Origin of the sequence: Photobacterium sp. CCB-ST2H9, from assembly GCF_023151555.2 — a bacterium.
Classification (GTDB): Bacteria; Pseudomonadota; Gammaproteobacteria; order Enterobacterales; family Vibrionaceae; genus Photobacterium.
This window is the reverse complement of sequence record NZ_CP100425.1, coordinates 874,076-896,293: the sequence shown is the minus strand read 5'-3', so window position 1 is coordinate 896,293 and position 22,218 is coordinate 874,076. Positions and strand designations below refer to the sequence as shown.

The following is a 22,218-nucleotide window of genomic DNA, read 5'->3' as shown; positions in this document are numbered from 1 at the left end:
ACGGAATGTACTGTGTTACGCAATTTATTGGCTATGGTTCTCTAAATTGCGCTTTGAAATGAGAACGTTTACAGATAAGTATTAAACGTATTAATACTCCATCTGTGTAATATTGTGATACTCAGGGGGAATTTGATCCCACGCAGATTTAATTTCTCTCAGCATATCGATCACTTCATCAACATGTGAGCTGTCGTTGGTCTGGTTCGCCATCGTGATTTTTTCAATCATGTACAGATACAGAGAATCCAGATTCTTTGCGACTTCGCCACCGTCTTCAAACGACAGGCAGCCACGCAAACTGATAACGATATCCAACGCCTTGCCCAGACGCTCACCTTTGATGGAGATTGAACCCTGTTCCATGGCCGCTTTGCCCTGAATCAAGCGCTCAACGGCACCAGACATCAGCATTTGAATCACACGGTGTGGTGAAGCTGATGTTAACTGACTGTCTACGGAGACTCGCTTATAAGCCTGTAGATTTCCTCTCATGACCATGATGTTACCTTAGCGAAATTGATTATATGTCTGCACCGAACGTTGTCCGTGCTGTAATCGTTTCAATTGATTTGCCGACAATTCACGTCTTTCGCGTAACTTTGTCAGCAAATCTGAAGTTCTGTCGATGGCTTCCTGCCAACTCTCTTTGTCCAATAACTCCGGAATCGCCTTCAGATCGTTGAGCACTGTCTGGCGATCCGCCAGCAGTTGATGCAGCTTCTCCACATCAATGTCTGAGCCATCATTGATCAACTGATTCAATTGCTGATCAATGTCGGCCAGGGTTTGCATCATCTTGACTGACATTGCCTTCCCTCCCGTTCTCTGCCGTTACATTTGCGGCATCATACTCATCATTGAACCCAGCTGGCTCTGCATCTGCCCCATGGCATGATCCATTGCGGAAAACTGGTCGTGGGTGCGCTGATAGACGCTTTCCATCCGGCGGTCCAGATCACGCTCTTCGGTACCGAGCTTCATGACCTGTTCGTTAATGCTCTTCTCGCGGTTCGAGATACTGCCGGTTGCACCGGTATAAGCATGCAACAGATCCTCGATACGGCGGGAAAACCCTTTCCGGCTGCCAAAAAACTCGCCCACATCCGCAAAATTCCGGTTCAGCTGGTTATCCAGCTTATCGTAGTCGATTTCCAGATGACCGGTCATCGACGTCGTGATACCCAGCTCGCTGAGTGTCTGGATGCTGGCCGGGCCATCTTCCAGCGGTGTGCTGAAAGCATTTCGCAGCTGCTGAACCGATGAACGCAGCATACTGTCGCCGACCAGGGGTCCTTTATCCTGTGTGCCCGGGTCAAATTTCCCAAGCTCCATCGCCGTATCGTAAAACTGATTATAAGCATTCACGAAACGTTCAATCTGGGCACCGGCTTTATCCCGGTCATAACCCACTTCAATCACGGCCTGTGGCTTGTCACTTTCAGCCGACAGCTGTTTCAGATCCATATCCAGGCCGGGAATCGCATCGTTCAGCGTGTTGGTCTCGCTGCTGACTTCAGCCAGACCATCAATCAATACTTTTGCATCCGCCGCAGCCTGCATTTCAAGCATCGGACTGGCAGGCTGATTACCGTCAAACGCAAACTGTTGTAACGGACTGCCTGGCGCCGCATCAACCGTGACTTTCAACGGATTGTGCTCGCCGGTTTTGTCCGAGGTCAGCACCAGACGCGCACCGTTGCTGTCTTTAATTACTGACGCCAGCACCCCTTGATTATCGGGATGGCGGTTAATTTGCCGGACGACATCCAGCAGCTTACTTTCATTACTGTCGATGGAAACGTCAAAAGACTGACCGCCCACCGATAGTGTCAATTTTCCGGCACCTAGTGCCACTTTGTCATCCACCGCCGCCGAGGCAATCTTGTGTGCGGTTGCCAGCTGTTTCACTTCAACCGTATAACGACCCGGCTGGGCTTCATGGCTGGCGCGAACCGACACCATGTCCTGATTATCGGATGATGCTGTTCGTGCAGATAAAGATTGATCCTGACGAAACTCCGCCATCAGGCTTTTCATTCCATCCAGAGCGCCTTTTAAACGGCCATAAGCACTCAGCTCGACATTTGCCTGATCACGACGCTGATTGATGCGCTCTTCTTTTGGCGCCCGTTCAGCAGCGACGATCTTGTCGACCATGGCATTGATATCCAAGCCGGAAGCCGTACCCATTGGGCCAATATTCATCTACAACCTCAACCTGTAATCGTTAGACTTTTGTCGTCAGAAGGCCGGTCGTATACGAGGCAATCTGACGGGATAAAACCAGCATGTCTTCATCAGGGATCTGGCGAACCACTTCACCGCTTTCTTTTTCATACACGGTGACAACCTGGCGTCCGGATTCTTCATCAATGCGGAATGCCAGGCCTTTGTTCATTGAGCCAATAAAATCTTCAATACTTTCCACCAGCTTTTCCAATTGCTGGCGCTGTAGCTGACGATGCTCTTCCAGTTTTGCAGTTTGCTCTACACGTCTGACATCACTCGGTGAAGATGCATTTGTTGCGCCTGGGCTCTGGGTCTTGACCGTCAAAGAATTATCTTGCGAATGACCAGTAGAGGATTTTGCAACATCCGTGCCAACAGTGGATTTTTGACCTGATGAAGAAAAGCGGGAGAGAAATGAAGGGTTTAATACAGATTTAACGTCCATGGTCTGATACCTTCTGATCGAAAAAAGCGGCAAGGGCTTGCCCCTGCCGCTTCATAGAACGGATTAGCCCAGCAGGCTCAGTGCCGCCTGAGGCGCCTGCTTCGCTTGCGCCAGGATAGAAGTCGACGCTTGCTGCAGGATTTGGTTCTTCGTCAGGTTCGTGGTTTCTTGCGCAAAGTCAGTATCACGGATACGGCTGTTAGAAGAAGTCACGTTTTCGTTGATGTTGTTCAGGTTGCTGATGGTGTGATCCATACGGTTTTGTTTCGCACCCAGCTCTGCACGGTGAGAGTCAACAAACTGCATTGCACCGTCCAGGATTGAAACTGCCTGCTGTGCGCCACCAATGGTGCTCACGTCCAGCTGAGAAACAGTCACATTTCCTGCAGTACCTGCAATTGATGCATCAACCGCGTTGCCTGAAGTATCAGTCATTGCGATAGTGCCGGTAGTAACACCTACAGTACCTTCAGAAGAGAACAGCTGTAACTCACCCTTCTCAGTTACAGAAGCGTTGATTTGATCGTTCTGACCGTTGATACGGGTTGCGATTTCTTCGATGTCATCGCCGCCGATCAGGTCAACGCTTACTGCAGTCGCGTTGCCGTCTGCATCAGTCACGCTCAGTTCAATTGTTGTGTCTGCATCCAGTGTAGAGTTCTTGTCTGCAACACCGTTGGTAGAAACCAGTAAGCTACCACCCATATCAGCACCGTCAGAACGCATGTTTTTCAGAGTAATCTGTACGGCTTCACCTGAGTCAGCACCCACCTGGAACGCACGGGTACCGAAAGTACCGTTCAGCAGCTTCTGGCCACCGAAAGAAGTGGTTTCAGCGATACGGTTCAGTTCGTCGTTCAGTGCAGTAACTTCTTCCTGAATCGCTTTACGGTCGCCATCAGAGTTCGAGCCGTTTGCTGATTGCAGAGACAGGTCACGCATACGTTGCAGGATGCTGGTTGTTTCCTGCATCGCACCTTCAGCGGTCTGTGACATTGAGATACCGTCGTTGGCGTTGCGAACAGCAACATCCAGGCCACGGCTCTGAGTCATCAGACGGTTAGAGATTTGCAGACCTGCTGCGTCATCTTTAGCACTGTTGATGCGTGAACCGGTAGACAGACGCTCCATTGAAGCTGCTGTATTGTCGCTAGCTTTATTCAGGTAACGCTGAGCGGTCATTGCAGAAACGTTAGTATTGACTGTAACTGCCATAGTAATTCTCCTTACTTATGTTTCTTGGTGGCTTGACCAGCTCAGCCGGCAAGTCCGAGTTATTCTTCGTACATCACCTTTAACGGCATGGGTGAAGAAAGCTTTAAGGTTTTTTTTGAAATTTTTTTACTGGGCAAAAAAGTGTGATTCTGAACACAAGATCATTTCGTCTGATGTTCGGGATAGAGTGCACTTTCTTGTTCTATAAAGGTTATCGGCGGCAGGGAGAAAAACTTTACTGAATTTTTGATGATTTTAATGACAAAAAATTGCGATCAATCTGACAACAAAAAACGGCAAAGCGTTGCCACTTTGCCGTTTTAAATTGCAGTTGAACTTCTGCTTATTACTGAAGCAGGTTCAGTGCAGACTGCGGGATCTGCTTCGCCTGAGCCAGAATTGAGGTACTGGCTTGCTGCAGAATCTGGTTCTTGGTCATATCTGTTGTTTCTTTCGCGAAGTCGGTATCACGGATACGGCTGTTCGACGCAGACACGTTTTCAGATGTATTGGCCAGGTTGTTGATGGTGTGAGACAGACGGTTCTGCTTCGCACCCAAATCTGCACGCATACTGTCAATGTACTGCAGTGCGGAGTCGATCAGCGGCACTGCACGCTGTGCGCCACCTGCAGTCGAGACGTTGATCTGAGACACGGTTACATCGGTCGCAGTACCTGCAATGTCACCAGCAGTAATTGAACCATCGGTATTCAGCATGCTGATCGCACCGTTGGTCACACCGACTGTACCGTCGCTGGAAACCAGCTGCAGTTCGCCTTTCTCAGTCACGGATGCATTGATCAGGCTGTTCTGACCATTGATACGGGTTGCGATCTCTTCCACATCGTCACCGCCAATCAGACCAATGGTCACTGGCGTAACCGTACCGTCTTTCGCCGTTACGCTCAGCTCGATACTGGTATCAGCAGACAGCGTTGCATCCGGCTTAATTGCGTTGGACGAAACCAGCAGGCTGCCACCCATTTGCGGCTCATCGGCACGCACACTGTCCAGACCCACAACAATGGCCTCACCGGCATCCGCACCCACCTGGAAGGCTGCTTCGCCAAAGGTGCCGTTGAGCAGTTTACGGCCACCGAACGACGTGGTCTCTGCGATACGGTTCAGCTCATCCTGCAATGCAGTGATCTCTTCCTGAATCGCCACACGGTCGCTGTCAGAGTTCGCGCCGTTCGCTGATTGCAGGGACAGGTCACGCATACGTTGCAGGATACTGGTTGATTCCTGCATCGCGCCTTCTGCGGTCTGTGCAATCGAGATACCGTCGTTGGCATTTCGCATCGCGACGTTCAGACCACGGGTCTGAGCAATCAGACGGTTCGAGATCTGCAGACCTGCAGCATCATCTTTCGCGCTGTTAATACGACTACCCGTTGATAGACGCTCCATTGATTGACTCAGGCCCTCAGATGCTTTGTTGAGGTAGCGCTGCGCAGTCATGGCAGACACGTTGGTGTTTACTGTTACACCCATTTTGCTCTCCTTTGACTTTTCGCTGTTAGCGAAACAGCTACCCGCAACGTCAACCCATCAGAGAGTGAAGCGGGACCAGCGTTAGTAAAAATGTTAATCATAAAATCACAATATCATTTAGCAATTAATGTGCCAGATTTTAAATCCTTTATTTTCAGCACATTAGTCGTACTTTCTTTCGATTTCTGACCTAAGCGGCAAAGCTATGCCTTTCTTACTGAAGCCGTGGCAAACAAGGGTTGCCGCCCGGCAAAAACTTTTTCAGCACCCTGCCCCCGGCTTGATGGCAACCAGAGGCAGAGCCGGATCCTTTCCGGATCAGATATAGTTGAACAGGGTCAGATCTTTTGCCTTGGCAAAGGCCTGTTGCGACGCCTGCAGTGCCAGCATGTTTTCATTCAGCTCGATCACGGCTTTGCCGTAATCCAGATCTTCCATGGTGCCGCGGGCTTTATTGATCACCAGTTTAAAGTCCTGATGCATGTCTTCCTGACGATCCAGTGTCTGCAAGCGGGTACCCACTTCTGAACGCGCCCGGTTGATGTGCTTGAACGCCTGGGAAAACTCTTCCGCGACCTGATGCAGCTCAGCGGTTGCCGACGCATCTGACGGCGCGAATGCAGACACTTCAATCCCGCGTTTGAAAGAGTCAAACAGGTTGAACTTTTCCTGCGGCTTCAGGGTGATCTGATCCCCATCCGTCACTTCGCCTTCCAGCTGAACCGACAGCGTACCCCATTCAATCCCGCGTTTCGGATCAAACGGCTGACTGTCGACCAGCAGACCATCCTGATACAGATCGTACACCGCGCCGGTGCCTGTATCAGTAAAGTCAATGGTATAGCTGGCATTGTCGCTGTGGTTGTCATTCCGGGCATGAGACAGCAGTAACAGCGATCCGGACTGCAGTGCATAATCCGGCTGATAATCACCGTACGGGTTATCAATTTCCATAAACAGCTTATCGCCCGGATCGTTTACCGGTACTTCAACATTGGAAGACACCTTGGACATCCGCTGATAGCTGTCGCCGACGTAGCTGACCGTGCCGCTGCCGTCCCGAAAGAAAGGCTGCTTGTCATACTGGTTACCGGCAAACACGAAATTGCCGGATTCATCCTGGGTATTGACCAGATGCATGAACGAGTCGAACAGACCGCGCAGATCCTGCATATGTGCGATCCGGTCGTCATCTGACAAGGAACCGTTCACCATAGACATCGCCTTACGCTTGGCATCGTCCAGCAGCGTTTCTGCATCAGAGATCGCCACTTCTTCGCTGCTCAGGCGATTGCGTGCCAGGTTAATGGAACGCAGTGACTGATCAATTTCAGTATTCTGCTGAGAAAAATTCTGCACATAAATCGAGGCAACCGGATCATCACCTGCGGTCAGCAACTGCTTCCCGGACGCCAGTTGTTCCTGATTGTGCGCCACTTTCACCTGCTGGCGGGTCATATCGTTCGCCACGGACTGATAGTTATGAAAGCTGGCAATTCGGCTAATCATACTGTTTTAACTCCTTATCGCGCGGCATTCAGCAATGTATTAAAGGTTTCATTGGCCACCGTCATAATGCGCGACGACGCCATATAAGCCTGCTGGAACTTCATCATGTTCGCGGCCTCTTCATCCAGGTTCACGCCGGAAATTTCAGCGACACGGCTTTGCGCCGCTTCTTTTTCCTGCCGTCCGACTTCTTTCAGTCGTGCCGCCGAAGCGCGCTGGACACCCATCTCGGTATTCAGCCCTTCGTAGACATCAATCACACTGGAACGGCCCTGATTCATGACCTTCATATTCTGAAGATCCTGCATTTTGATCAGGTTGCCGTTGTCACCGGTTGCCGCATTGAGGTTCACCGCAAAGACATCGCCACCGACCGCGCCGTGACTCAGGGTAAAGCTGGTACCCCCCACAGCCACCGGGCCATTAGGTGGATACGGCAGCGGCGGCTGCAGCACATTGCCCTGCATATCAAGCACGGCAAACTGTGAGGCATCCGGAGATACCGCTACCTGGAATTCACGCAACGGACCTGCAGAAGTGATTGAAAAAGCCGCTTTGCCCTGAGTTTGGGTCGAAGAGCTGTTGTAACTCTGGGCGGCAATTTTTGCCGGATCCGTCATGACTGCCTGAACATCTCTGCCCGCATCCCGGGTCGGGCGCAGCAGAATCTTGTCACCACTGGCAATCGGAGCGGCAATTTCTATCCGCACGCCATCCACACTGAAACTTGGCGGAGTACCGCTGGGGATCACCGTCTGCGTCGAGCCATCCGGCAGCTTCAGGGTATGCTGACTGCCATTGAAGCCCAGCTCATACTCACCGCCCTTCAGCTTGCTCAGATCCTCAATGTAAACACTGACCTGAGCATTGGAGCCTCGCGGGATCAAGGCACGCGAAGCCGCCACTTCCGGCGCGTTCACGTCGGTAAACATGGTTTCACCAACCCGACCGTTCAGATCAAGCCCCTGTGACTGCAGCTGATTGACGGAATCGGTAAAGCCGATCGCCATTTTGCCGAGCTCGTCCATCACCTTCGGTAAAGTCTTGTCACGGTACTCGAATAGTGACGCCAGTTTGCCGCCGATATCATCGGAGCTGATGGCTTTCAGCGACTTACCTGCCACGACCGCCAGACGGGTCTGCTGCGGATCCGGATCACCGTCGATCATCTTCAGTTCACTGGCATGAGTCCCGGAGACCAGCGTGTGACCGGTGCCGATCAGGACGTTAAAGGTTTCCGTATTCTTGCGGGTGACCGTCACCTTGGTATAGGTCGACAGTTCATTGATCAGGCTCTGATGTCTGTCCATCAGGTCGTTGTTCGCACCACTATTCGGAGTCTTCAGCAGTGCCTCATGAATTTCCACCAGCTCGCGACCGATGTCATTCACCCGGTTCAGTGTCTTGGCCAGCACGTCGTTGGTGACATCTTTCTGCTCAGCCAGCACCCGGTGTGTATCGTTCAGGCCAGTCGCAACCATCTTCGCCTTTTCCAGCACCACTTTCCGGGCACCGAGATCGCTCGGGCTGTCCGCCATGGCTTTCACAGCGTCATACCACTGGTTCATGTCCTGCGGCACCTGACTGGCACTGTTGGACAGCAGCTTGTCCAGCCGCTCCAGCTGGCCATCACGCTCAGTCGCATAGCTGTGGTTCGTGGTGGTGAGGTTCAGCTCGTTGGTGGCAAACTGATCATAACCGCGGCGAACTTCTGCCGCATGCACACCCGTTCCGTAGTGATTGCCGGCAGACCAGAACGGATCGTTCGTCTCCTGCACCACAGACTGGCGGCTATAACCTTCCGTGTTGACGTTATTGATGTTATGGCTGGTGGTATTCAGCTGCCGTTGCGCTGTTAACACACCTTGAGAGCCCAAACTGAGCAAGTCGAACGCCATTGCGCCTCCAGAAAACCTCAGGGAGTTACTTTACTGACGGTTATTATGCAAAAATCGCTCCAACATTTAGCACTTTGTTTTACAAGAGTTTTTGTTTCCTCCGGCCGAACTTAAGGCAAACTCTTGCCGGAAAAACATCCGGAAAACAACGCGTTTGACGAATGGCACAGCCTGAACCAATATGAATCAATGCGCGCACTCATGGGGATGACACATGCAGAAAAACAAACGGATCATTATGGCGACACTGATATTTCTGTCCGGCCTGGCCCAGGCCGAAAATATGCCCAATGCGTATGATCCGGAGGGCAATCCAATCTTTGTTGATACCTTCCTGCTCTATCAGGATCCGGAAACCAAAATCATGCATGGGCCGGATGGTCATCGCTACATCGATACGGGTAGGTTCGAAACGTTGGATGATGCAGGCAACCCCATCATGAGGGAATGTTCACAGACACTGCTTTTTGCCAATCCGTATGAAGTGCCTGATTTCAGTATCACCAACCTGCCGGGACCGGAATGCATCATGCGAAGAATCACAACCAACAAGTATGAGGAAGTACCGGTTGAACAGCTGAAAAAACCGCAAATAACAAATGGGTTCTCTGAAGCTGGATAAAGGAAGCAGGATAAAAATTGCCGCTGTCGGTATGCAGCGGCAATCCTGTTATTTCATGAGTTTCCGAACCGTATCCATCACATTAATGATTTTATCGGCATACTTTGGATCGGTCGCGTAACCAGCCTTATGCAGATTACGGATAAAGCTGCGCGGATCTTCCGGCGAAGCCAGTGCATTGGCATAACGCGGGTTGTCATTGAGGAAGCGGACGTAATCGTTGAAGCTATCTTCATAACTGTTATAGGAACGGAAAGCGGCCCGCTCCTGGACCGGAATCCCGTCGTGATACTCCAGAGTCTGGGTGGCAACTTTGTTCCCTGCCCAGCGCTGATCCGCTTTAATATTGAACAGGTTATTACTGTCACCTGCCGCATTGCGAACCACTTTCTTACCCCAGCCGGTTTCCAGTGCCGCCTGTGCAATCAGGACAGCCGGGTCCGTGCCCAGCAGACCTGCTGCTTTTTCAGCAAACGGACGCATGCGGGTGACAAAATCCTGCGGAGAAGCGAACGGTTTATCCTGTGGCTGGCGCAGAGGCGGACGCAGCGCACTGTTCTCAGCTGTTGCTGAAGCGGCAAGGGAAGCTTTGTCTTTCGAAGGCTGCTCCGTTTCCTGCTGCGCAAACACTTTCGCCAGTACATCATTTGCAGAAACCTGACGGGACTTTTGCATGGCCTCAAAATTGGCGGATTTTTCTTCCTCAGCTTTTGCCTGCTCTTCCGGCGTCGCCGGTGGCTTATCCAGAGCAGCCAGCTGTTCAACAATCAGATCCGCCAGTCCGAGCGAACCCCGGGTACTGAGCTCACTGGACATTTGCTGATCGCGCATCTCTTCGAAAAATTTGGTGTTGGAGCTGCTCATCAGATCCGACTCAAACACTTCATTCGCCTGACGCATCGACTTAAACAGCATCTGGGTAAACAGGGCTTCGAACTGCTGTGCAGCCGCTCTCAGATTTTCCTTGTCACCTTTGCCTTTGATTCCGGCCCGCAGGCGGTCAAGATTCGCAAGGTCATTGATAAAGCCAGGATCCGTCGATTTCATCGTCAGTTATCTGTTTCGTCTTGAGTCTGTGTTGAGTGCAGCCCGGCAGGCTGCACCTACGGAAATTAAATAATGATCAGTTGCCCTTCGATGGCACCGGCCTGTTTCAGGGCCTGGAGAATTGCCATCAAGTCTGAAGGCGCTGCCCCGACCTGATTCACCGCACGGACCAGCTCATCCAGCGTAATCCCCGGATTGAACTTAAACATACGGGAATCTTCTTCTGTGACCTGAATTTGTGAATCGGGTACCACAACTGTCTCTCCGCCGGAAAACGGATTGGGCTGACTGACCGTCGGATTCTCCTGAATCGATACGGTCATCCCGCCGTGTGTAATCGCCACCGGCTTCAGTTTGACATGCTGGCCGACAACAATGGTTCCGGTCCGTGAATTCACAATAATTTTCGCAGCGCCTTCAGCCGGATTAAATTCGAGATTCTCAATCGTCGAGAGGAAAGCCACACGCTGACTGACATCACGCGGCGCACGCACACGCACCGAAGTCGCATCCACCGGTGCTGCCATATCCGGCCCCAGGAACTGGTTGATGGCATCCGCCATCCGCTGGGCTGTGGTGAAATCAGACTCAAACAGGTTAAATGTCAGATGATCACCGCGGCTGAACGGGTTCGGCACTTCCTGTTCAACAATCGCGCCATTGGCAATCCGACCGACGGTCGGATTATTCCCCACCAGTTTAGAGCCATCCAGACCTTCAGCACTGAAACCGCCCACCACCAGGCTGCCCTGGGCAACAGCATAAATTTTCCCGTCCAGACCGCGCAGGAAGGTTTGCAGCAGCGTACCGCCCCGCAGGCTTTTCGCCGAGCCGATAGAAGACACGGTGATATCAATATGCTGGCCCTGCTTGGTAAACGCCGGCAGCGTCGCGCTCACAGCGACAGCAGCCACGTTTTTGGTCTTCGGCTTGGTACCTGGCGGCAACTGAATACCGAAGTTCTGAAGCATGGCATTAAAGCTCTGGTCCGTAAACGGCGTCGTTTCGCCGGTACCCGGCAGACCCACCACCAGACCATAGCCTGACAACTGGTTACTCCGTACCCCGGCGACTTCAGAGACATCCTTAATCCGGGCTGCCTGCAAAGGGAAAGCCATTAACAGGGCGAGTCCTGCCCATAGCATCGTTCTGGTCACGGTCATTGTTCTCATCGTCGGGTTACGGTTCATCGTTCAAAAGGCAATTTACAGGCTCACGTTGAAGAAGCGGGCCAGCCAGCCTTGCTCCTGCACATCCTGCCGGTCACCAGTACCTGAATACTGGATCCGGGCATTAGCAATCCGGGTCGATTCAATGGTGTTTTCCTGCGAGATGTCATCCGGACGAATCGTGCCGCTGACACGGATATATTCATCGCCGGTATTCAGTGTCAGCCATTTTTCGCCGCGCACCAGCAGATTACCGTTCGCCAGCACGTCTACAACTTCGACCGAAATGTAACCCTGAATACTGTTACTTTGATCAGCAGAGGTATTGCCCTTGAACTTGTTCTCGTTACTCACACTGTAGGAGATATCGCGGTCGCCAATGGTCAGCGGTTTCCCACCCAGATCCAGCGGATCCATACTCAGGTCGGTCGATTTCCCGACATCTGTACTGGCGCTTTTATTGGCTTTGTTTTTCTCCGCCAGCAGTACAGTGACGATATCACCGATGCCGCGCGGACGGGTATCATCATACATATCCTGGGCCAGGGCCTGACTGAACAGGGAACCGGTTGCTGTCGCATAATGGGCCGGCTTTTCCTGCGGACGGACGCCAGACCAGGCCGGATCGCCAGCCTGCGGATCATCACGACGACGGACCAGATCAATCAGATCCCCCTCCGGTGACTCCTGTTTTCCTTCCACGGCATCGACATTGGTCGTTGCCTGTGCCAGCTCATTCTGCCGGTCCGGCAACTGCACACAGCCGGTCAGCGTCAGAATCAGCGCGGTGAACAGCCAGTTCCTTTTCATAGCCCTTGCCCCTTGATTAAAGCTGCTGGTTCACGTAGCTCAGCATCTGGTCGACGGTAGAAATTACTTTCGAGTTCATTTCGTACACACGCTGAGCTTCAATCATATTCACCAGCTCTTCGGTCACATTCACATTGGAGGTTTCCAGCATAGACTGACGAATCTGACCAAAACCATCCAGACCCGGAACCCCTTCCTGCGGATCACCACTGGCGCCCGTCGGCAGGAACAGGTTCTGACCGATCGGCTCAAGACCACCCGGGTTAATGAAATCTACCGTGGTCAGCTGACCCAGCACCACATTGGCCTGCTGGTTTCGGATCCGGGCGGAGACTTCACCATCGGTTCCCACTGTGATTGCCACAGCATCTTCCGGGACCACAATTTCAGGCTGCAGCAGATAACCGCCGCCTGATGTCACCATCTGGCCTTCCTGATTCACCGTAAACTGACCGTTTCGGGTATAACCGATGTTGCCGTCCGGCAGCAGGATCTGGAAGAAACCATCCCCTTCAATCATCATATCCATGGCGTTGTTGGTGGTCTGAGTGTTGCCCTGAGTGTGCACCTTCTGTGTGGCAACCACTTTGGCACCGGCACCCAGCATCAGACCCGACGGTAACGTTGTATCCTGACTGGACTGACCGCCAGGCTGGTTAATATTCTGATAAAACAGATCTTCAAAAACCGCACGGCTCTTCTTAAAGCCTATTGTCGAGGCGTTCGCCAGGTTATTCGAAATCGTCGCGATATTGGTTTGCTGCGCGTCAAGACCGGTTTTACTGACCCATAGTGCTGGATGCATGTGTTATTCCTTCCTCATTAGCCCAAACGCAGCAGAGAAGAAGACGCCTGGTCCATTTCCTCTGCGGTTTTCATTAACTTCACTTGCATTTCAAAGTGACGCTGAAGATCGATCATGCTGGTCATTTCGCCGACGGCATTCACATTACTGCCTTCCAGCGCGCCGCTGAGCAGCGTGACCCCTGCATCGGCATCAAAAATCTGAGCCGGTACTTTCGATTTGAACAGGCCATCAACGTCTTTAAATAATTCACTGTTGTCGGGCTTCACCATCTTGATGCGATCAACCACTTCCATCGCATCGGCGGGTGCGCCCTGCGGGCGGATGGATACTGTACCATCCTTACCGACCTGAATTTTACTGACTGGCAGCGGGATAAAGATCGGGCCGCCGTTTTCACCCACCATCAGGCTGCCGTTGCTGTTTTGCAGCAGGCCTGTCTGGTCAATTTTCAGGTGACCGGCGCGGGTATAGGCTTCCTGACCACTGGCATCCAGTACCGCCAGCCAGCCCTGTCCCTCAACGGCAACATCAAGGTCACGACCTGTCGTCATGACGGCACCCTGGGCAAAATCCTGCCCTGCTCTTTCAGTCATGGCAAACACACGGCTCGGCATCCCTTCACCAAACGCCTGCATGCTGCGCGCCTGTTCTAAATCAGCGCGAAAGCCTGTGGTCCGAACGTTGGCCAGGTTGTTGGCATGCAGCTGCAGGCCATACATATCCTGCTTTGCGCCACTCATTGCCAAATACAATGCACGATCCATTTTGAGTCTCCCAATCAGTACTGCAACTTTAGAAGCAATATGCGTACCAGTTTTAGGAAACCATTTGAAATGGCGTTAAAAGCGATGAAAGATCAGGAAATTAGTGGGAGCAACTTCCCAGGGTTCAGAATTGTGGCGGTCAAAGCGCCAAAGAAATGACTAGAGGCAGGAAAGTGAAAGGACAAAGATTGCCGCCCGGAAAAATCAGGCGGCAATCCGGAGCAGATCCGAATTAACGAATCTGCAGGATGGTCTGTTGCAGACTGTTATCCACTTCAAGCGCACGGGAGTTAGCCTGGAAGTTACGCTGAGCGGTGATCAGATCCACCAGCTCCTGAGTCATATCAATGTTCGACTGTTCCAGCGTACCGCTCTTCACGGAGCCGAATGCACCGAAGGTCGCTTCACCCCAGACAGCGGCGCCTGAATCCTGGCTCACGTCCCACTGCGTACCGCCTATTTTCAGCAGGCCCTGTTCGTTCGGCACACGGACCATACCCACACGACCCAGCGTGATGTTTTCGCCGTTACTGTAAGTCGCGACAATCGATCCTTTCGCATCCACGTCAACTTTCGCCAGATAACCGGTGGTTGCACCATTTTCGCTGAATCTGCGCACTTCAAACGGTGCGGCATACTGCGTCGGAGCATCAAAGTTGAAGTTCAGGGTCTGGCTTCCGTCTGCACCGTTCATGCTGATCCCGGCAGCTGCGAAGCTCTCAGAGATCATTGGATCCCCGCCGTTGATCTGTGAAACAGTACCGTCGAAGTTAAAATCCACATAGGCCCCGGCATGACCGCCAACATTGGTCGCTGCACCACCCTCGATATTCAGGGCTTTTTCACCATCGGCGTCTGTGACCGTGTAGAAAGTCGCCCAGCGGTTTGGCTGCGTGTTGTCCTTCACATAGTAACTGGTCATTTTGTACGGCTGACCCAGTGAATCGTACATCGTCACCGACGTTGACTTGTTGTATGTATCCGGGTCTGAAAAGTCAAACTGATTAATGTCTTTCGGATCGCCGTTGGCCGGCAGGTTCACACCGATATCAACCTGGGTGGTCGCTTTCGGCTGACCAAACTGATCCGGCACTTTCAGTGCCTGGGGTTCATAAGAAACCACCTGATCGGTTTCCTGATCCACACCGTAACCCAGCAGGAACTGATCTTCTGAGTTCACAATGTAGTTGTCTTTGTTCAGGTGGAATGCACCGTTACGGGTTAAGCTGTTGTTGTTCGGCTCCAGACGCTGATCGGCTACGGCAAAGAAGCCGGTTCCGGAAATCCGCAGATCCATCGGGTTGTTGGTATAAATACTGGAACCTTCATGGAACTGCTGCGCCACGACAGAGGTCTGTACACCGCCACCCGTGGTGGTCTTCGGATTTGAAAAAATTGAGCGGGAGTAGACATCGCCAAACTCAGCACGCGACTCCTTAAAGCCGTAAGTATTGGCGTTGGCAATGTTGTTACTTGTGGTGTTTAGATCTTTCTGAGCAGCGCCCAGACCACTGAGTGCGACATTAAAACCCATGGGTAACTCTCCTGAATTCTGTGTACAGCGTATTTCTTATTTCACCTGCCGCACCCTCTGCCGGCAGGCGCTGTGTTCTTTTGTTATGCTTTACCGACTTCCAGCACGTCTGTCAGCTTGATCGGGGATTCAAAACCCGCCAGATTCAGCATCACGTTGCCATCACCATTGCCCAGCAGCACACTGTTCACATTGGCATAGGTCGATACATCAAATTCGGTGCTCTTGCCGTCAGCAAAGCCGCCGACTTTCAACTGGTACTGGCCGGCAGGCAACATATTGCCGTTGTCGTCTTTACCGTCCCAGGCAACGCGGTGGTCACCCGCCGGTTTTGCGCCTAAATCAAAAGAGCGCACCAGCTCACCGGCAGCGTTCTCAACCCGGACAATCAGGCTGTTCAGCGACTGCGGCAGTTTCACCATGCCTGAAATCCCGCCCTCAGAACCTTTCGAAGCTGTCGGGTTCGGTACCAGAACGTCACGGCCGACAAGAGAAGAAGCCTGCAGCGCCTGGTTTGACGTCATGGCTGCGTTCAGGCCGCCAAACTGTTCGTTCATTTTGCTGATGCCGTCAACCGTAGCGAACGACGCCATCTGCGCAATCATCTGGTCGTTACCAACAGGCTTAAACGGATCCTGCTGCGACAGCTGTTTGGTCAGCAGCGACAGAAAATCTTCCTGCTTCAGCTCTTGTTGTCCCGTGACTTTCTGCTCAGACTGCAGTTTTTTCTCCTGCATGCTTTTGAGCTGGTCAACATAAGACAAAGGGCTTTGACCTGTGCCTTTAATACCGGTCATGTCAGTCACTCCTTACCCTTATTGGCCCATCTGCAGTGTTCGCATCAGCATCTGCTTACTGGCATCTGCGACCTGAACATTGCTCTGGTAGGAACGTGAAGCCGAGATCATGTTTGCCATCTCTTCCATCACATTCACATTTGGTTTGTAGATATAACCTTCGGCATTGGCCAAAGGATGCGACGGGTTATATTCCGCAGTCAGAGGTTTCTGACTCTCAACAATCGCTTTCACCCGTACAGGAACACTTTCGTCACGCTGATAACTGGCACTTTGCAACGCCGCTTCAAAGACCGGGTGCCGGGCTTTGTAGGTTTCCGCCGCTGAACTGCTGACGGTATTGGCGTTTGCCAGGTTACTGGCCGTGGTATTCAGACGCACGGATTCTGCACTCATTGCCGACCCGGTGACATTAAAAACGTTAAACAAACTCATTGATTATTCCCCTTTTAATGCCTTGCTCAGGTTTTTGAATTTCGAGCCCAGAAAATCCAGCGATGCCTGATATTCCAGTGCGTTTTGCATATACAGGTTTTGTTCCAGCTGGGCGTCCACTGTGTTGCCGTCACCGGTATCCGGCTGGTCCGGGATGCGGTATTTCTGTTCACCCATCAGCGTTGCAGAGGCAGCAATATGCCGCTCATTGGTCCGGCTGAGGCCAATCTTTGCCTCCGACGTTGCCGCATTCAATGCGCGCTGGAAGTCCAGATCTTTTGCCTTATAGCCCGGTGTATTGGCGTTAGCGATATTGCTGGCAAGGGTTTCCGCCCGTTTGCCGCGGACGCCTACTGTGTATTGGTGTACACCGAGTGCTTTATCAAAAGAAATGGCCATCATCTGCCTCCTGAATAACTTGCAGAAATAATTGCAAAGGGCGTGCCAACATTAATCGGAATGGATTCAGCCACACCTGCTCAGCAACGCAGGCATAGCAAAAGGGCCCGAAACGGGCCCTTCATGTTTACTTGAGTTTGTAGATAATGCCGGGGTTACAGCGAACCATTTCGAAACGGTCAGTCAAACCCGTCAGAGATTCAGAAGCACCAAGCAACAGATAACCGCCCGGATTCAGGCTGGCTGCCATTTGATTCAGCACTTTGGCTTTCATGTCCGGCGCAAAGTAAATCAGAACGTTCCGGCAGAAAATCACATCGAACTTGCCCAACAGCGCATAGCTGTCTTTCAGGTTCTGCGGACGGAAGTTCACCATCTGCTTTACTTTACTGCTGATCCGCATCCGGCCATTGCCAATCGGTTCAAAAAAAGCCTGACGGCGTTCAGGCGACAACCCGCGACTCAGCGCCAGGCTGTCATAAACGCCGGTCCGGCACATATCCAGCATGGTTTGAGAAATATCGGTCGCTGTGACTTGAGTTCCCAGCGACAACATCCCCGGACGACGCTGCTGCGTCTCCAGCACCGTCATCGCAATAGAATACGGTTCCTGACCAGAGGAACTTGCAGCCGACCAGATCCGGATTGGACGCTTATTACTCGCCAGTTCAGGCAAAATTTTCTCTGCCAGAACCGTGAATGGATAGCTGTCTCTGAACCACAGGGTCTCGTTGGTCGTCATGGCATCCACAGCCGCAACCCGCAATTCACGGTTCCGGCCGGTAATGACATTCTGCAGTAATTCCGAGAGCGACGCCAAGCCAAAACGGCTAACCAAAGGACTCAGGCGACTCCGAACCAGATACTGTTTGCTGTCGCCAAGAACGATACCGCACTGTCCTTCTAAAAAACGGCAAAAATCTCTATATTCCTGGTCTTTAATTGTTATGGCTGTCATCTACTACTCTAACGTCAGTTTATCCAGGCATGGCCGCTTTGACCGCTGCACCCAGTTCATCGGGATTGAACTTAGGAATAAATGCATTCGCGCCAACTCTGTTGACCATCGCCTGATTAAATACCCCGCTCAACGAGGTGTGCAGGATAACATGTAAATCTTTTAGTTTGGCATCATTTCTGATGGCCGCTGTCAGCGTATAACCGTCCATTTCAGGCATTTCGATATCCGAAATGACCAAATCAATCTGATTATAAATGCTGTCTTCATTTGCCATTGCGCGTAACTTTTCGAGTGCCTCACGGCCATCTTTCACCAGAATACATTCGCAACCGATTGATTCGATGGCACGTTGTACCTGTTTACGCGCAACACTGGAGTCATCCGCAACCAGAACACGGCGGGTCACCGGATTCTCATTGATCATTTCTTCGCGCAGAGATTCAGAGACTTCGGTTGTCCTTGGCGAAATTTCGTCCAGAATTTTCTCCACATCCAAGATTTCAACCAGCTCGCCATCAATTTCTGTCACCGCAGTCAGATAGTTGGTACTACCTGCCCCTTTCGGCGGCGGAAGAATTTCCTCCCAGTTCATATTAATGATTCGCTCAACAGCGGACACTAAAAAACCCTGCACAGAGCGATTAAACTCGGAGATGATCACAAAACAATTCTCTGTGTTTTCAATTGGGCGACCACCAGTTGCCAGACTCATATCAATTACAGAAATGGTCAGACCACGAATGTGAGCGATTCCTTTGACCAGCGGATGGAGATTCGGCATCGCTGTGAGCTTCGGACACTGCAGTACCTCTTTCACCTTGAAGACGTTGATACCGTAGCGCTGACGGCGGTTCAGCTTGAAGGTCAGCAGCTCCAGACGGTTTTGTCCCACAAGCTGAGTGCGCTGATTCACAGAATCCAAAATCCCCGACATATACCTGACTCCAAAGTTGTCGAAATGAATTGTTGTTAAAATAGACAATTTTGAAGGATAAACGAGTAATCCGACTCAAAATCCCCTATCATGGTGCAATTGTAGCCCCTGAAAGCGACCTAAAAAGAGCGAAAATCGTGACCGAAAGAACACATTTCACACTCTGTTTAATCTTTATCGGCATACTCTGCGGTTTCTTAAGCGCGAATGCAATTGCTGCTAGCGATAATATGCTAAGTAATGTGCGTCAGGCAGCAACAGATCACATCCGGAGCCTGGTGCTCAGACCAGAGCGGGGCGAACTGAAAATTACCGCCGCGGAACTGGACAATCGTCTGCGTATCGGAGACTGCCAGGAACCGCTGAACAGCTCTGTCCCCGGTAAACAGTCACTCACCGGAAATGTCACCGTTCTCGTCAGCTGTCCGACCGCAGGCTGGCAGGTCTATGTACCGGTGCAGGTCAGCCTGATGCTCCCGCGTGTCGTTGCCGCCCGGCCGCTGGCCCGCGGTGCTGTCATCCGGGCATCCGATCTGAAGGTCGATCAGGTTGAAACCCGGTTTCAGCGCAGTGTCGTTTTTGAATACCCGGAACAGATTATCGGCTCAACAGTCAAACGAAACATCAATATGGGTGAAGCGGTGGAAGGCAATGACATCTGCCTGGTTTGCCGGAATGACTCTGTGCTCATCAAAGCGGGACAGAGCGGCCTGAACATTGTCACCAAAGGGATGGCATTATCAGACGGCTCTCTGGGTGAGGAAATCCGGGTACAGAACAATAAGTCCCGTCGCATCGTCAGTGCAACGATTACAGCTGTTGGCGAAGTCACCGTCAGATATTAAAAAAATGCTAAAGTTATACAGAGCCTTGCCGATAGCAGGGCATTACCGATGAATATCTGTTTAAGGCTACAGGATTATGGCAAGTATTGATTCCCTGCGCAGCGGTCAGCTTCTGGCCAATCTGCGTAACACCAGCAGTACCAATACCAATCAGAGCAGGACTGAAGTCCGAGAAGAAACCAGCCACACCCCAAGGGATGCTGTTTCACTCAGTTCACAGGCCCGTGCCGTTGGTCAGATCCATCAGCAGCTGGCTGCTGAACCGAGCTTCGACCGCAACAAAGTTGAAGCGATCAAAAACGCCATCAGCAATGGTTCCTACAAAGTCGATGCTGACCGTCTGGCGAGTAATATGATGCGTTTTGAGGACGAACTGCGCGGGCTCTGATATGATCAGTCGCTCGCCGCGGTTTTTCCGGAGTTTGACCTATGTCGCCGAACATTGAACAACTACTTGCCCAGCAACATGCCACACTTGAGGCCCTCTTACGCCTGCTTGAACAGGAAAGAGAGGCCATTGTGAAGCGTCAGTCTGGCGACATCACCCGTTTTGCCCGTGACAAAAAAGAGCTGGTCGATAAAATTCAGCTTCAGGATCAGCAAATTGCCCGACATAGCCAGAGCAGTCAACTGAAAGAAAATCCTGACTTTGTCAGTCAGGTCGATACCATTCAGCACCTGCTCAGCGAATGCATGCACCACAATGAACTCAATGGCGCAGCCCTGCAACGCGCTCAGCTCAGCTTTCATAAACTGAACAATCTTTTCCAGCAAAGTCTGGGTCATCACCAGACTTACAATAAAGAAGGTATTGCTCAGAACCTGCGTTCGATCGGAACCAACCTGAAAGCCTGAGGAAAACATCAGGCTTGGCGAAAACGCCAATTTATTGACTTCTGCGCGCCATCATTCTCTCCGCTTTTTATCCCCAAGCAATCAATACGATAACGGTCCTGTATGAAGCTCTGCCGCACCCGTCATTGTGGCGACAGTCGGCAGGCCATGGTTTCTTCAATACAAATTTCCCACCTCAGTGTCAGGATTACGACAGCTAATGAAAGCACTGAAAAATTTCATTGGATATTGACACAAATCACATTTACCATTGCGATCTGTTCTCCCCACTTTTCATTAAGAGTCTGATTTTTCATGCTATTAACCGTTTTATATATTGTCGGCATTACTGCAGAAGCGATGACAGGCGCATTAGCGGCCGGCAAACGCCACATGGACTGGTTTGGTGTGATGCTGGTTGCCAGCGCAACTGCGATTGGCGGCGGTACGGTCAGGGATATTTTACTGGGTCATTACCCGCTGAACTGGATTGCGAATCCTCAGTACCTGCTGATTACCTGTTTGGCCGGATTACTGACCACCTGGATTGCGCCTTTAGTGGTGCGTTTTCACAAAGTCTTCGTTGTACTGGATGCACTGGGCCTGATTGTTTTCAGCATCCTGGGATGCCGGGTCGCCATGAACATGGGACAACCTGTGATCATCTGTCTGATGGCAGCCGTCGTCACGGGTGTGTTTGGTGGTTTGCTGCGCGATCTGATATGCCGACGGACGCCGCTGGTCCTGCATAAAGAGCTTTACGCTTCCGTCGCCTTCATTGCCGCTGGCCTCTACATGGCCCAGCTGCATTTTGCAGTCCCGGAAAATATTGCAATCGGAGTGACGTTGGTCACGGGATTCCTGCTCCGCCTTGCAGCCATGCGCTATAGCTGGCAACTACCGGTTTTCCGCATTGATGACGCTCAAGACAAAACGCAGGAAGAAGCTAAAAGCTGATTTGGGCGCTCCGAACAACAAATAAAAAAGCGGCAAGGTTTTGCATCACCTTGCCGCTTTTTTCTGGTTCTTGTGCAAATCAGAACATCACAGACTGATTCGCAGGCACATGATAGACCTCACCCTGACGTTTCATCCGTTCCATGTTGTTGAGATCTAATTGCATTTCAGTGACATAGCTATCACCCACCGGGTAGCTGCGAATCACTTCAGCGCCACGGATCACGCCATCAACCGCGCCATCCGTTTCTTCAGAGCCCAGTTGCTGGTCCGTCAGTCCAGCTCTGGCACTGATCCGCATGCCATAAACCTGTTCAGTCAGCTCACGGTAAGCATCCAGTTTAGATGCGCGCATCGCACGGATCCGCTTTTCTTCGATGGTTTGACCCCGCTGCTCGCTAATCGAAGCATAGCCCACCGCAGTGATCAGATTCACATTGCGAAATTCCGTTAACGGCTGGCAACCAGACAGGGTAATCAGCAAAACAGCCATCCACCAAAACCGCAT

At 51.7% G+C, this 22,218-nt stretch carries 25 protein-coding genes; 5 read left to right on the top strand and 20 right to left on the bottom strand.

Annotated features, from left to right (window positions below):
• Nucleotides 1–90: 90 nt before the first annotated feature.
• The 8 genes from fliS to flgK form a co-directional block, all read right to left on the bottom strand.
• Entirely contained in the window at nucleotides 91–495 is a 405-nt protein-coding gene (gene fliS, locus L4174_RS04350; protein WP_248143602.1) for a flagellar export chaperone FliS, read from the bottom strand.
• Nucleotides 496–510: 15 nt separating this feature from the next.
• Nucleotides 511–810: a flagellar rod protein FlaI gene (locus L4174_RS04345; protein ID WP_248143600.1), complete on the bottom strand. Its 300-nt coding sequence runs from the start codon at nucleotides 808–810 to the stop codon at nucleotides 511–513.
• A 24-nt stretch (nucleotides 811–834) separates the two neighbouring features.
• Nucleotides 835–2,208 (bottom strand): flagellar filament capping protein FliD, encoded by a 1,374-nt coding sequence (gene fliD / locus L4174_RS04340; protein WP_248143599.1) that lies wholly within the window; start codon nucleotides 2,206–2,208, stop codon nucleotides 835–837.
• A 22-nt stretch (nucleotides 2,209–2,230) separates the two neighbouring features.
• Nucleotides 2,231–2,677 carry a flagellar protein FlaG gene (locus tag L4174_RS04335; protein WP_248143597.1) on the bottom strand — a complete coding sequence of 149 codons (447 nt, stop codon included), beginning with the start codon at nucleotides 2,675–2,677 and terminating at the stop codon, nucleotides 2,231–2,233.
• A 63-nt stretch (nucleotides 2,678–2,740) separates the two neighbouring features.
• Entirely contained in the window at nucleotides 2,741–3,892 is a 1,152-nt protein-coding gene (locus L4174_RS04330) for a flagellin (RefSeq protein ID WP_248143596.1), read from the bottom strand.
• A 346-nt stretch (nucleotides 3,893–4,238) separates the two neighbouring features.
• Nucleotides 4,239–5,387 carry a flagellin gene (locus tag L4174_RS04325; RefSeq protein WP_248143595.1) on the bottom strand — a complete coding sequence of 383 codons (1,149 nt, stop codon included), beginning with the start codon at nucleotides 5,385–5,387 and terminating at the stop codon, nucleotides 4,239–4,241.
• Between the two features lie 318 nt (nucleotides 5,388–5,705).
• Complete coding sequence (flgL, locus tag L4174_RS04320) at nucleotides 5,706–6,896, bottom strand: flagellar hook-associated protein FlgL (protein ID WP_248143594.1); 1,191 nt, start codon at nucleotides 6,894–6,896, stop codon at nucleotides 5,706–5,708.
• A 14-nt stretch (nucleotides 6,897–6,910) separates the two neighbouring features.
• Nucleotides 6,911–8,794 (bottom strand): flagellar hook-associated protein FlgK, encoded by a 1,884-nt coding sequence (gene flgK, locus L4174_RS04315; RefSeq protein ID WP_248143593.1) that lies wholly within the window; start codon nucleotides 8,792–8,794, stop codon nucleotides 6,911–6,913.
• A gap of 214 nt (nucleotides 8,795–9,008) precedes the next feature.
• Between flgK and L4174_RS04310 the strand changes: the two genes are divergently transcribed.
• Nucleotides 9,009–9,416: a hypothetical protein gene (locus L4174_RS04310; protein WP_248143592.1), complete on the top strand. Its 408-nt coding sequence runs from the start codon at nucleotides 9,009–9,011 to the stop codon at nucleotides 9,414–9,416.
• A 48-nt stretch (nucleotides 9,417–9,464) separates the two neighbouring features.
• Here the strand turns inward: L4174_RS04310 and flgJ are convergent, their stop codons facing one another.
• From flgJ to L4174_RS04255, 11 genes are all read right to left on the bottom strand, one after another.
• Nucleotides 9,465–10,463: a flagellar assembly peptidoglycan hydrolase FlgJ gene (flgJ, locus tag L4174_RS04305; RefSeq protein WP_248143591.1), complete on the bottom strand. Its 999-nt coding sequence runs from the start codon at nucleotides 10,461–10,463 to the stop codon at nucleotides 9,465–9,467.
• 65 nt (nucleotides 10,464–10,528) lie between these two features.
• Complete coding sequence (locus L4174_RS04300) at nucleotides 10,529–11,626, bottom strand: flagellar basal body P-ring protein FlgI (RefSeq protein WP_371929372.1); 1,098 nt, start codon at nucleotides 11,624–11,626, stop codon at nucleotides 10,529–10,531.
• A gap of 42 nt (nucleotides 11,627–11,668) precedes the next feature.
• On the bottom strand, nucleotides 11,669–12,442 hold the full coding sequence (gene flgH, locus L4174_RS04295; RefSeq protein ID WP_248143590.1) for a flagellar basal body L-ring protein FlgH: 774 nt from the start codon (nucleotides 12,440–12,442) through the stop codon (nucleotides 11,669–11,671).
• A gap of 16 nt (nucleotides 12,443–12,458) precedes the next feature.
• Nucleotides 12,459–13,247 carry a flagellar basal-body rod protein FlgG gene (gene flgG / locus L4174_RS04290; protein WP_248143589.1) on the bottom strand — a complete coding sequence of 263 codons (789 nt, stop codon included), beginning with the start codon at nucleotides 13,245–13,247 and terminating at the stop codon, nucleotides 12,459–12,461.
• Between the two features lie 17 nt (nucleotides 13,248–13,264).
• The gene (gene flgF, locus L4174_RS04285; protein WP_248143587.1) at nucleotides 13,265–14,014 is read right to left on the bottom strand and encodes a flagellar basal-body rod protein FlgF; all 750 of its coding nucleotides are present in this window, start codon (nucleotides 14,012–14,014) and stop codon (nucleotides 13,265–13,267) included.
• A gap of 232 nt (nucleotides 14,015–14,246) precedes the next feature.
• Nucleotides 14,247–15,548: a flagellar hook protein FlgE gene (gene flgE / locus L4174_RS04280; protein WP_248143585.1), complete on the bottom strand. Its 1,302-nt coding sequence runs from the start codon at nucleotides 15,546–15,548 to the stop codon at nucleotides 14,247–14,249.
• An 83-nt stretch (nucleotides 15,549–15,631) separates the two neighbouring features.
• Complete coding sequence (locus L4174_RS04275) at nucleotides 15,632–16,345, bottom strand: flagellar hook assembly protein FlgD (RefSeq protein WP_248143583.1); 714 nt, start codon at nucleotides 16,343–16,345, stop codon at nucleotides 15,632–15,634.
• Between the two features lie 18 nt (nucleotides 16,346–16,363).
• Nucleotides 16,364–16,780, bottom strand: a complete 417-nt coding sequence (gene flgC / locus L4174_RS04270) for a flagellar basal body rod protein FlgC (protein WP_248143582.1) — start codon at nucleotides 16,778–16,780, stop codon at nucleotides 16,364–16,366.
• A gap of 3 nt (nucleotides 16,781–16,783) precedes the next feature.
• Entirely contained in the window at nucleotides 16,784–17,179 is a 396-nt protein-coding gene (gene flgB, locus L4174_RS04265) for a flagellar basal body rod protein FlgB (protein ID WP_248143837.1), read from the bottom strand.
• A 127-nt stretch (nucleotides 17,180–17,306) separates the two neighbouring features.
• Complete coding sequence (locus L4174_RS04260) at nucleotides 17,307–18,137, bottom strand: protein-glutamate O-methyltransferase CheR (protein WP_248143580.1); 831 nt, start codon at nucleotides 18,135–18,137, stop codon at nucleotides 17,307–17,309.
• Nucleotides 18,138–18,156: 19 nt separating this feature from the next.
• The gene (locus tag L4174_RS04255) at nucleotides 18,157–19,074 is read right to left on the bottom strand and encodes a chemotaxis protein CheV (RefSeq protein WP_248143578.1); all 918 of its coding nucleotides are present in this window, start codon (nucleotides 19,072–19,074) and stop codon (nucleotides 18,157–18,159) included.
• Nucleotides 19,075–19,304: 230 nt separating this feature from the next.
• Between L4174_RS04255 and flgA the strand changes: the two genes are divergently transcribed.
• The 4 genes from flgA to L4174_RS04235 all read left to right on the top strand — a co-directional run bounded on the left by flgA (nucleotide 19,305) and on the right by L4174_RS04235 (nucleotide 21,710).
• Entirely contained in the window at nucleotides 19,305–19,919 is a 615-nt protein-coding gene (gene flgA / locus L4174_RS04250) for a flagellar basal body P-ring formation chaperone FlgA (protein WP_254589113.1), read from the top strand.
• Nucleotides 19,920–19,995: 76 nt separating this feature from the next.
• Nucleotides 19,996–20,307 carry a flagellar biosynthesis anti-sigma factor FlgM gene (gene flgM, locus L4174_RS04245; RefSeq protein WP_248143575.1) on the top strand — a complete coding sequence of 104 codons (312 nt, stop codon included), beginning with the start codon at nucleotides 19,996–19,998 and terminating at the stop codon, nucleotides 20,305–20,307.
• A gap of 41 nt (nucleotides 20,308–20,348) precedes the next feature.
• Entirely contained in the window at nucleotides 20,349–20,774 is a 426-nt protein-coding gene (locus L4174_RS04240; RefSeq protein ID WP_248143573.1) for a flagella synthesis protein FlgN, read from the top strand.
• A 294-nt stretch (nucleotides 20,775–21,068) separates the two neighbouring features.
• Nucleotides 21,069–21,710 carry a trimeric intracellular cation channel family protein gene (locus L4174_RS04235; RefSeq protein WP_248143571.1) on the top strand — a complete coding sequence of 214 codons (642 nt, stop codon included), beginning with the start codon at nucleotides 21,069–21,071 and terminating at the stop codon, nucleotides 21,708–21,710.
• Between the two features lie 79 nt (nucleotides 21,711–21,789).
• On the opposite strand, the gene L4174_RS04230 is transcribed toward L4174_RS04235, so the two are convergent.
• A complete protein-coding gene (locus tag L4174_RS04230; protein ID WP_248143569.1) occupies nucleotides 21,790–22,218 on the bottom strand; it encodes an LPP20 family lipoprotein in 429 nt (142 codons plus the stop codon).

Coding starts and splice junctions, on each gene's coding strand:
- L4174_RS04335 (WP_248143597.1), bottom strand. CDS start 2,677: ATGGACGTTAAATCTGTATTAAACCCTTCATTTCTCTCCCGCTTTTCT.
- L4174_RS04310 (WP_248143592.1), top strand. CDS start 9,009: ATGCAGAAAAACAAACGGATCATTATGGCGACACTGATATTTCTGTCC.
- flgE (WP_248143585.1), bottom strand. CDS start 15,548: ATGGGTTTTAATGTCGCACTCAGTGGTCTGGGCGCTGCTCAGAAAGAT.
- L4174_RS04345 (WP_248143600.1), bottom strand. CDS start 810: ATGTCAGTCAAGATGATGCAAACCCTGGCCGACATTGATCAGCAATTG.
- L4174_RS04235 (WP_248143571.1), top strand. CDS start 21,069: ATGCTATTAACCGTTTTATATATTGTCGGCATTACTGCAGAAGCGATG.
- flgC (WP_248143582.1), bottom strand. CDS start 16,780: ATGAGTTTGTTTAACGTTTTTAATGTCACCGGGTCGGCAATGAGTGCA.
- L4174_RS04240 (WP_248143573.1), top strand. CDS start 20,349: ATGTCGCCGAACATTGAACAACTACTTGCCCAGCAACATGCCACACTT.
- L4174_RS04255 (WP_248143578.1), bottom strand. CDS start 19,074: ATGTCGGGGATTTTGGATTCTGTGAATCAGCGCACTCAGCTTGTGGGA.
- L4174_RS04330 (WP_248143596.1), bottom strand. CDS start 3,892: ATGGCAGTTACAGTCAATACTAACGTTTCTGCAATGACCGCTCAGCGT.
- fliS (WP_248143602.1), bottom strand. CDS start 495: ATGAGAGGAAATCTACAGGCTTATAAGCGAGTCTCCGTAGACAGTCAG.
- flgJ (WP_248143591.1), bottom strand. CDS start 10,463: ATGAAATCGACGGATCCTGGCTTTATCAATGACCTTGCGAATCTTGAC.
- L4174_RS04260 (WP_248143580.1), bottom strand. CDS start 18,137: ATGACAGCCATAACAATTAAAGACCAGGAATATAGAGATTTTTGCCGT.
- L4174_RS04300 (WP_371929372.1), bottom strand. CDS start 11,626: ATGACCGTGACCAGAACGATGCTATGGGCAGGACTCGCCCTGTTAATG.
- flgK (WP_248143593.1), bottom strand. CDS start 8,794: ATGGCGTTCGACTTGCTCAGTTTGGGCTCTCAAGGTGTGTTAACAGCG.
- flgH (WP_248143590.1), bottom strand. CDS start 12,442: ATGAAAAGGAACTGGCTGTTCACCGCGCTGATTCTGACGCTGACCGGC.
- flgB (WP_248143837.1), bottom strand. CDS start 17,179: ATGGCCATTTCTTTTGATAAAGCACTCGGTGTACACCAATACACAGTA.
- L4174_RS04275 (WP_248143583.1), bottom strand. CDS start 16,345: ATGACCGGTATTAAAGGCACAGGTCAAAGCCCTTTGTCTTATGTTGAC.
- flgL (WP_248143594.1), bottom strand. CDS start 6,896: ATGATTAGCCGAATTGCCAGCTTTCATAACTATCAGTCCGTGGCGAAC.
- L4174_RS04325 (WP_248143595.1), bottom strand. CDS start 5,387: ATGGGTGTAACAGTAAACACCAACGTGTCTGCCATGACTGCGCAGCGC.
- fliD (WP_248143599.1), bottom strand. CDS start 2,208: ATGAATATTGGCCCAATGGGTACGGCTTCCGGCTTGGATATCAATGCC.
- flgA (WP_254589113.1), top strand. CDS start 19,305: ATGCTAAGTAATGTGCGTCAGGCAGCAACAGATCACATCCGGAGCCTG.
- flgG (WP_248143589.1), bottom strand. CDS start 13,247: ATGCATCCAGCACTATGGGTCAGTAAAACCGGTCTTGACGCGCAGCAA.
- L4174_RS04230 (WP_248143569.1), bottom strand. CDS start 22,218: ATGCGGTTTTGGTGGATGGCTGTTTTGCTGATTACCCTGTCTGGTTGC.
- flgM (WP_248143575.1), top strand. CDS start 19,996: ATGGCAAGTATTGATTCCCTGCGCAGCGGTCAGCTTCTGGCCAATCTG.
- flgF (WP_248143587.1), bottom strand. CDS start 14,014: ATGGATCGTGCATTGTATTTGGCAATGAGTGGCGCAAAGCAGGATATG.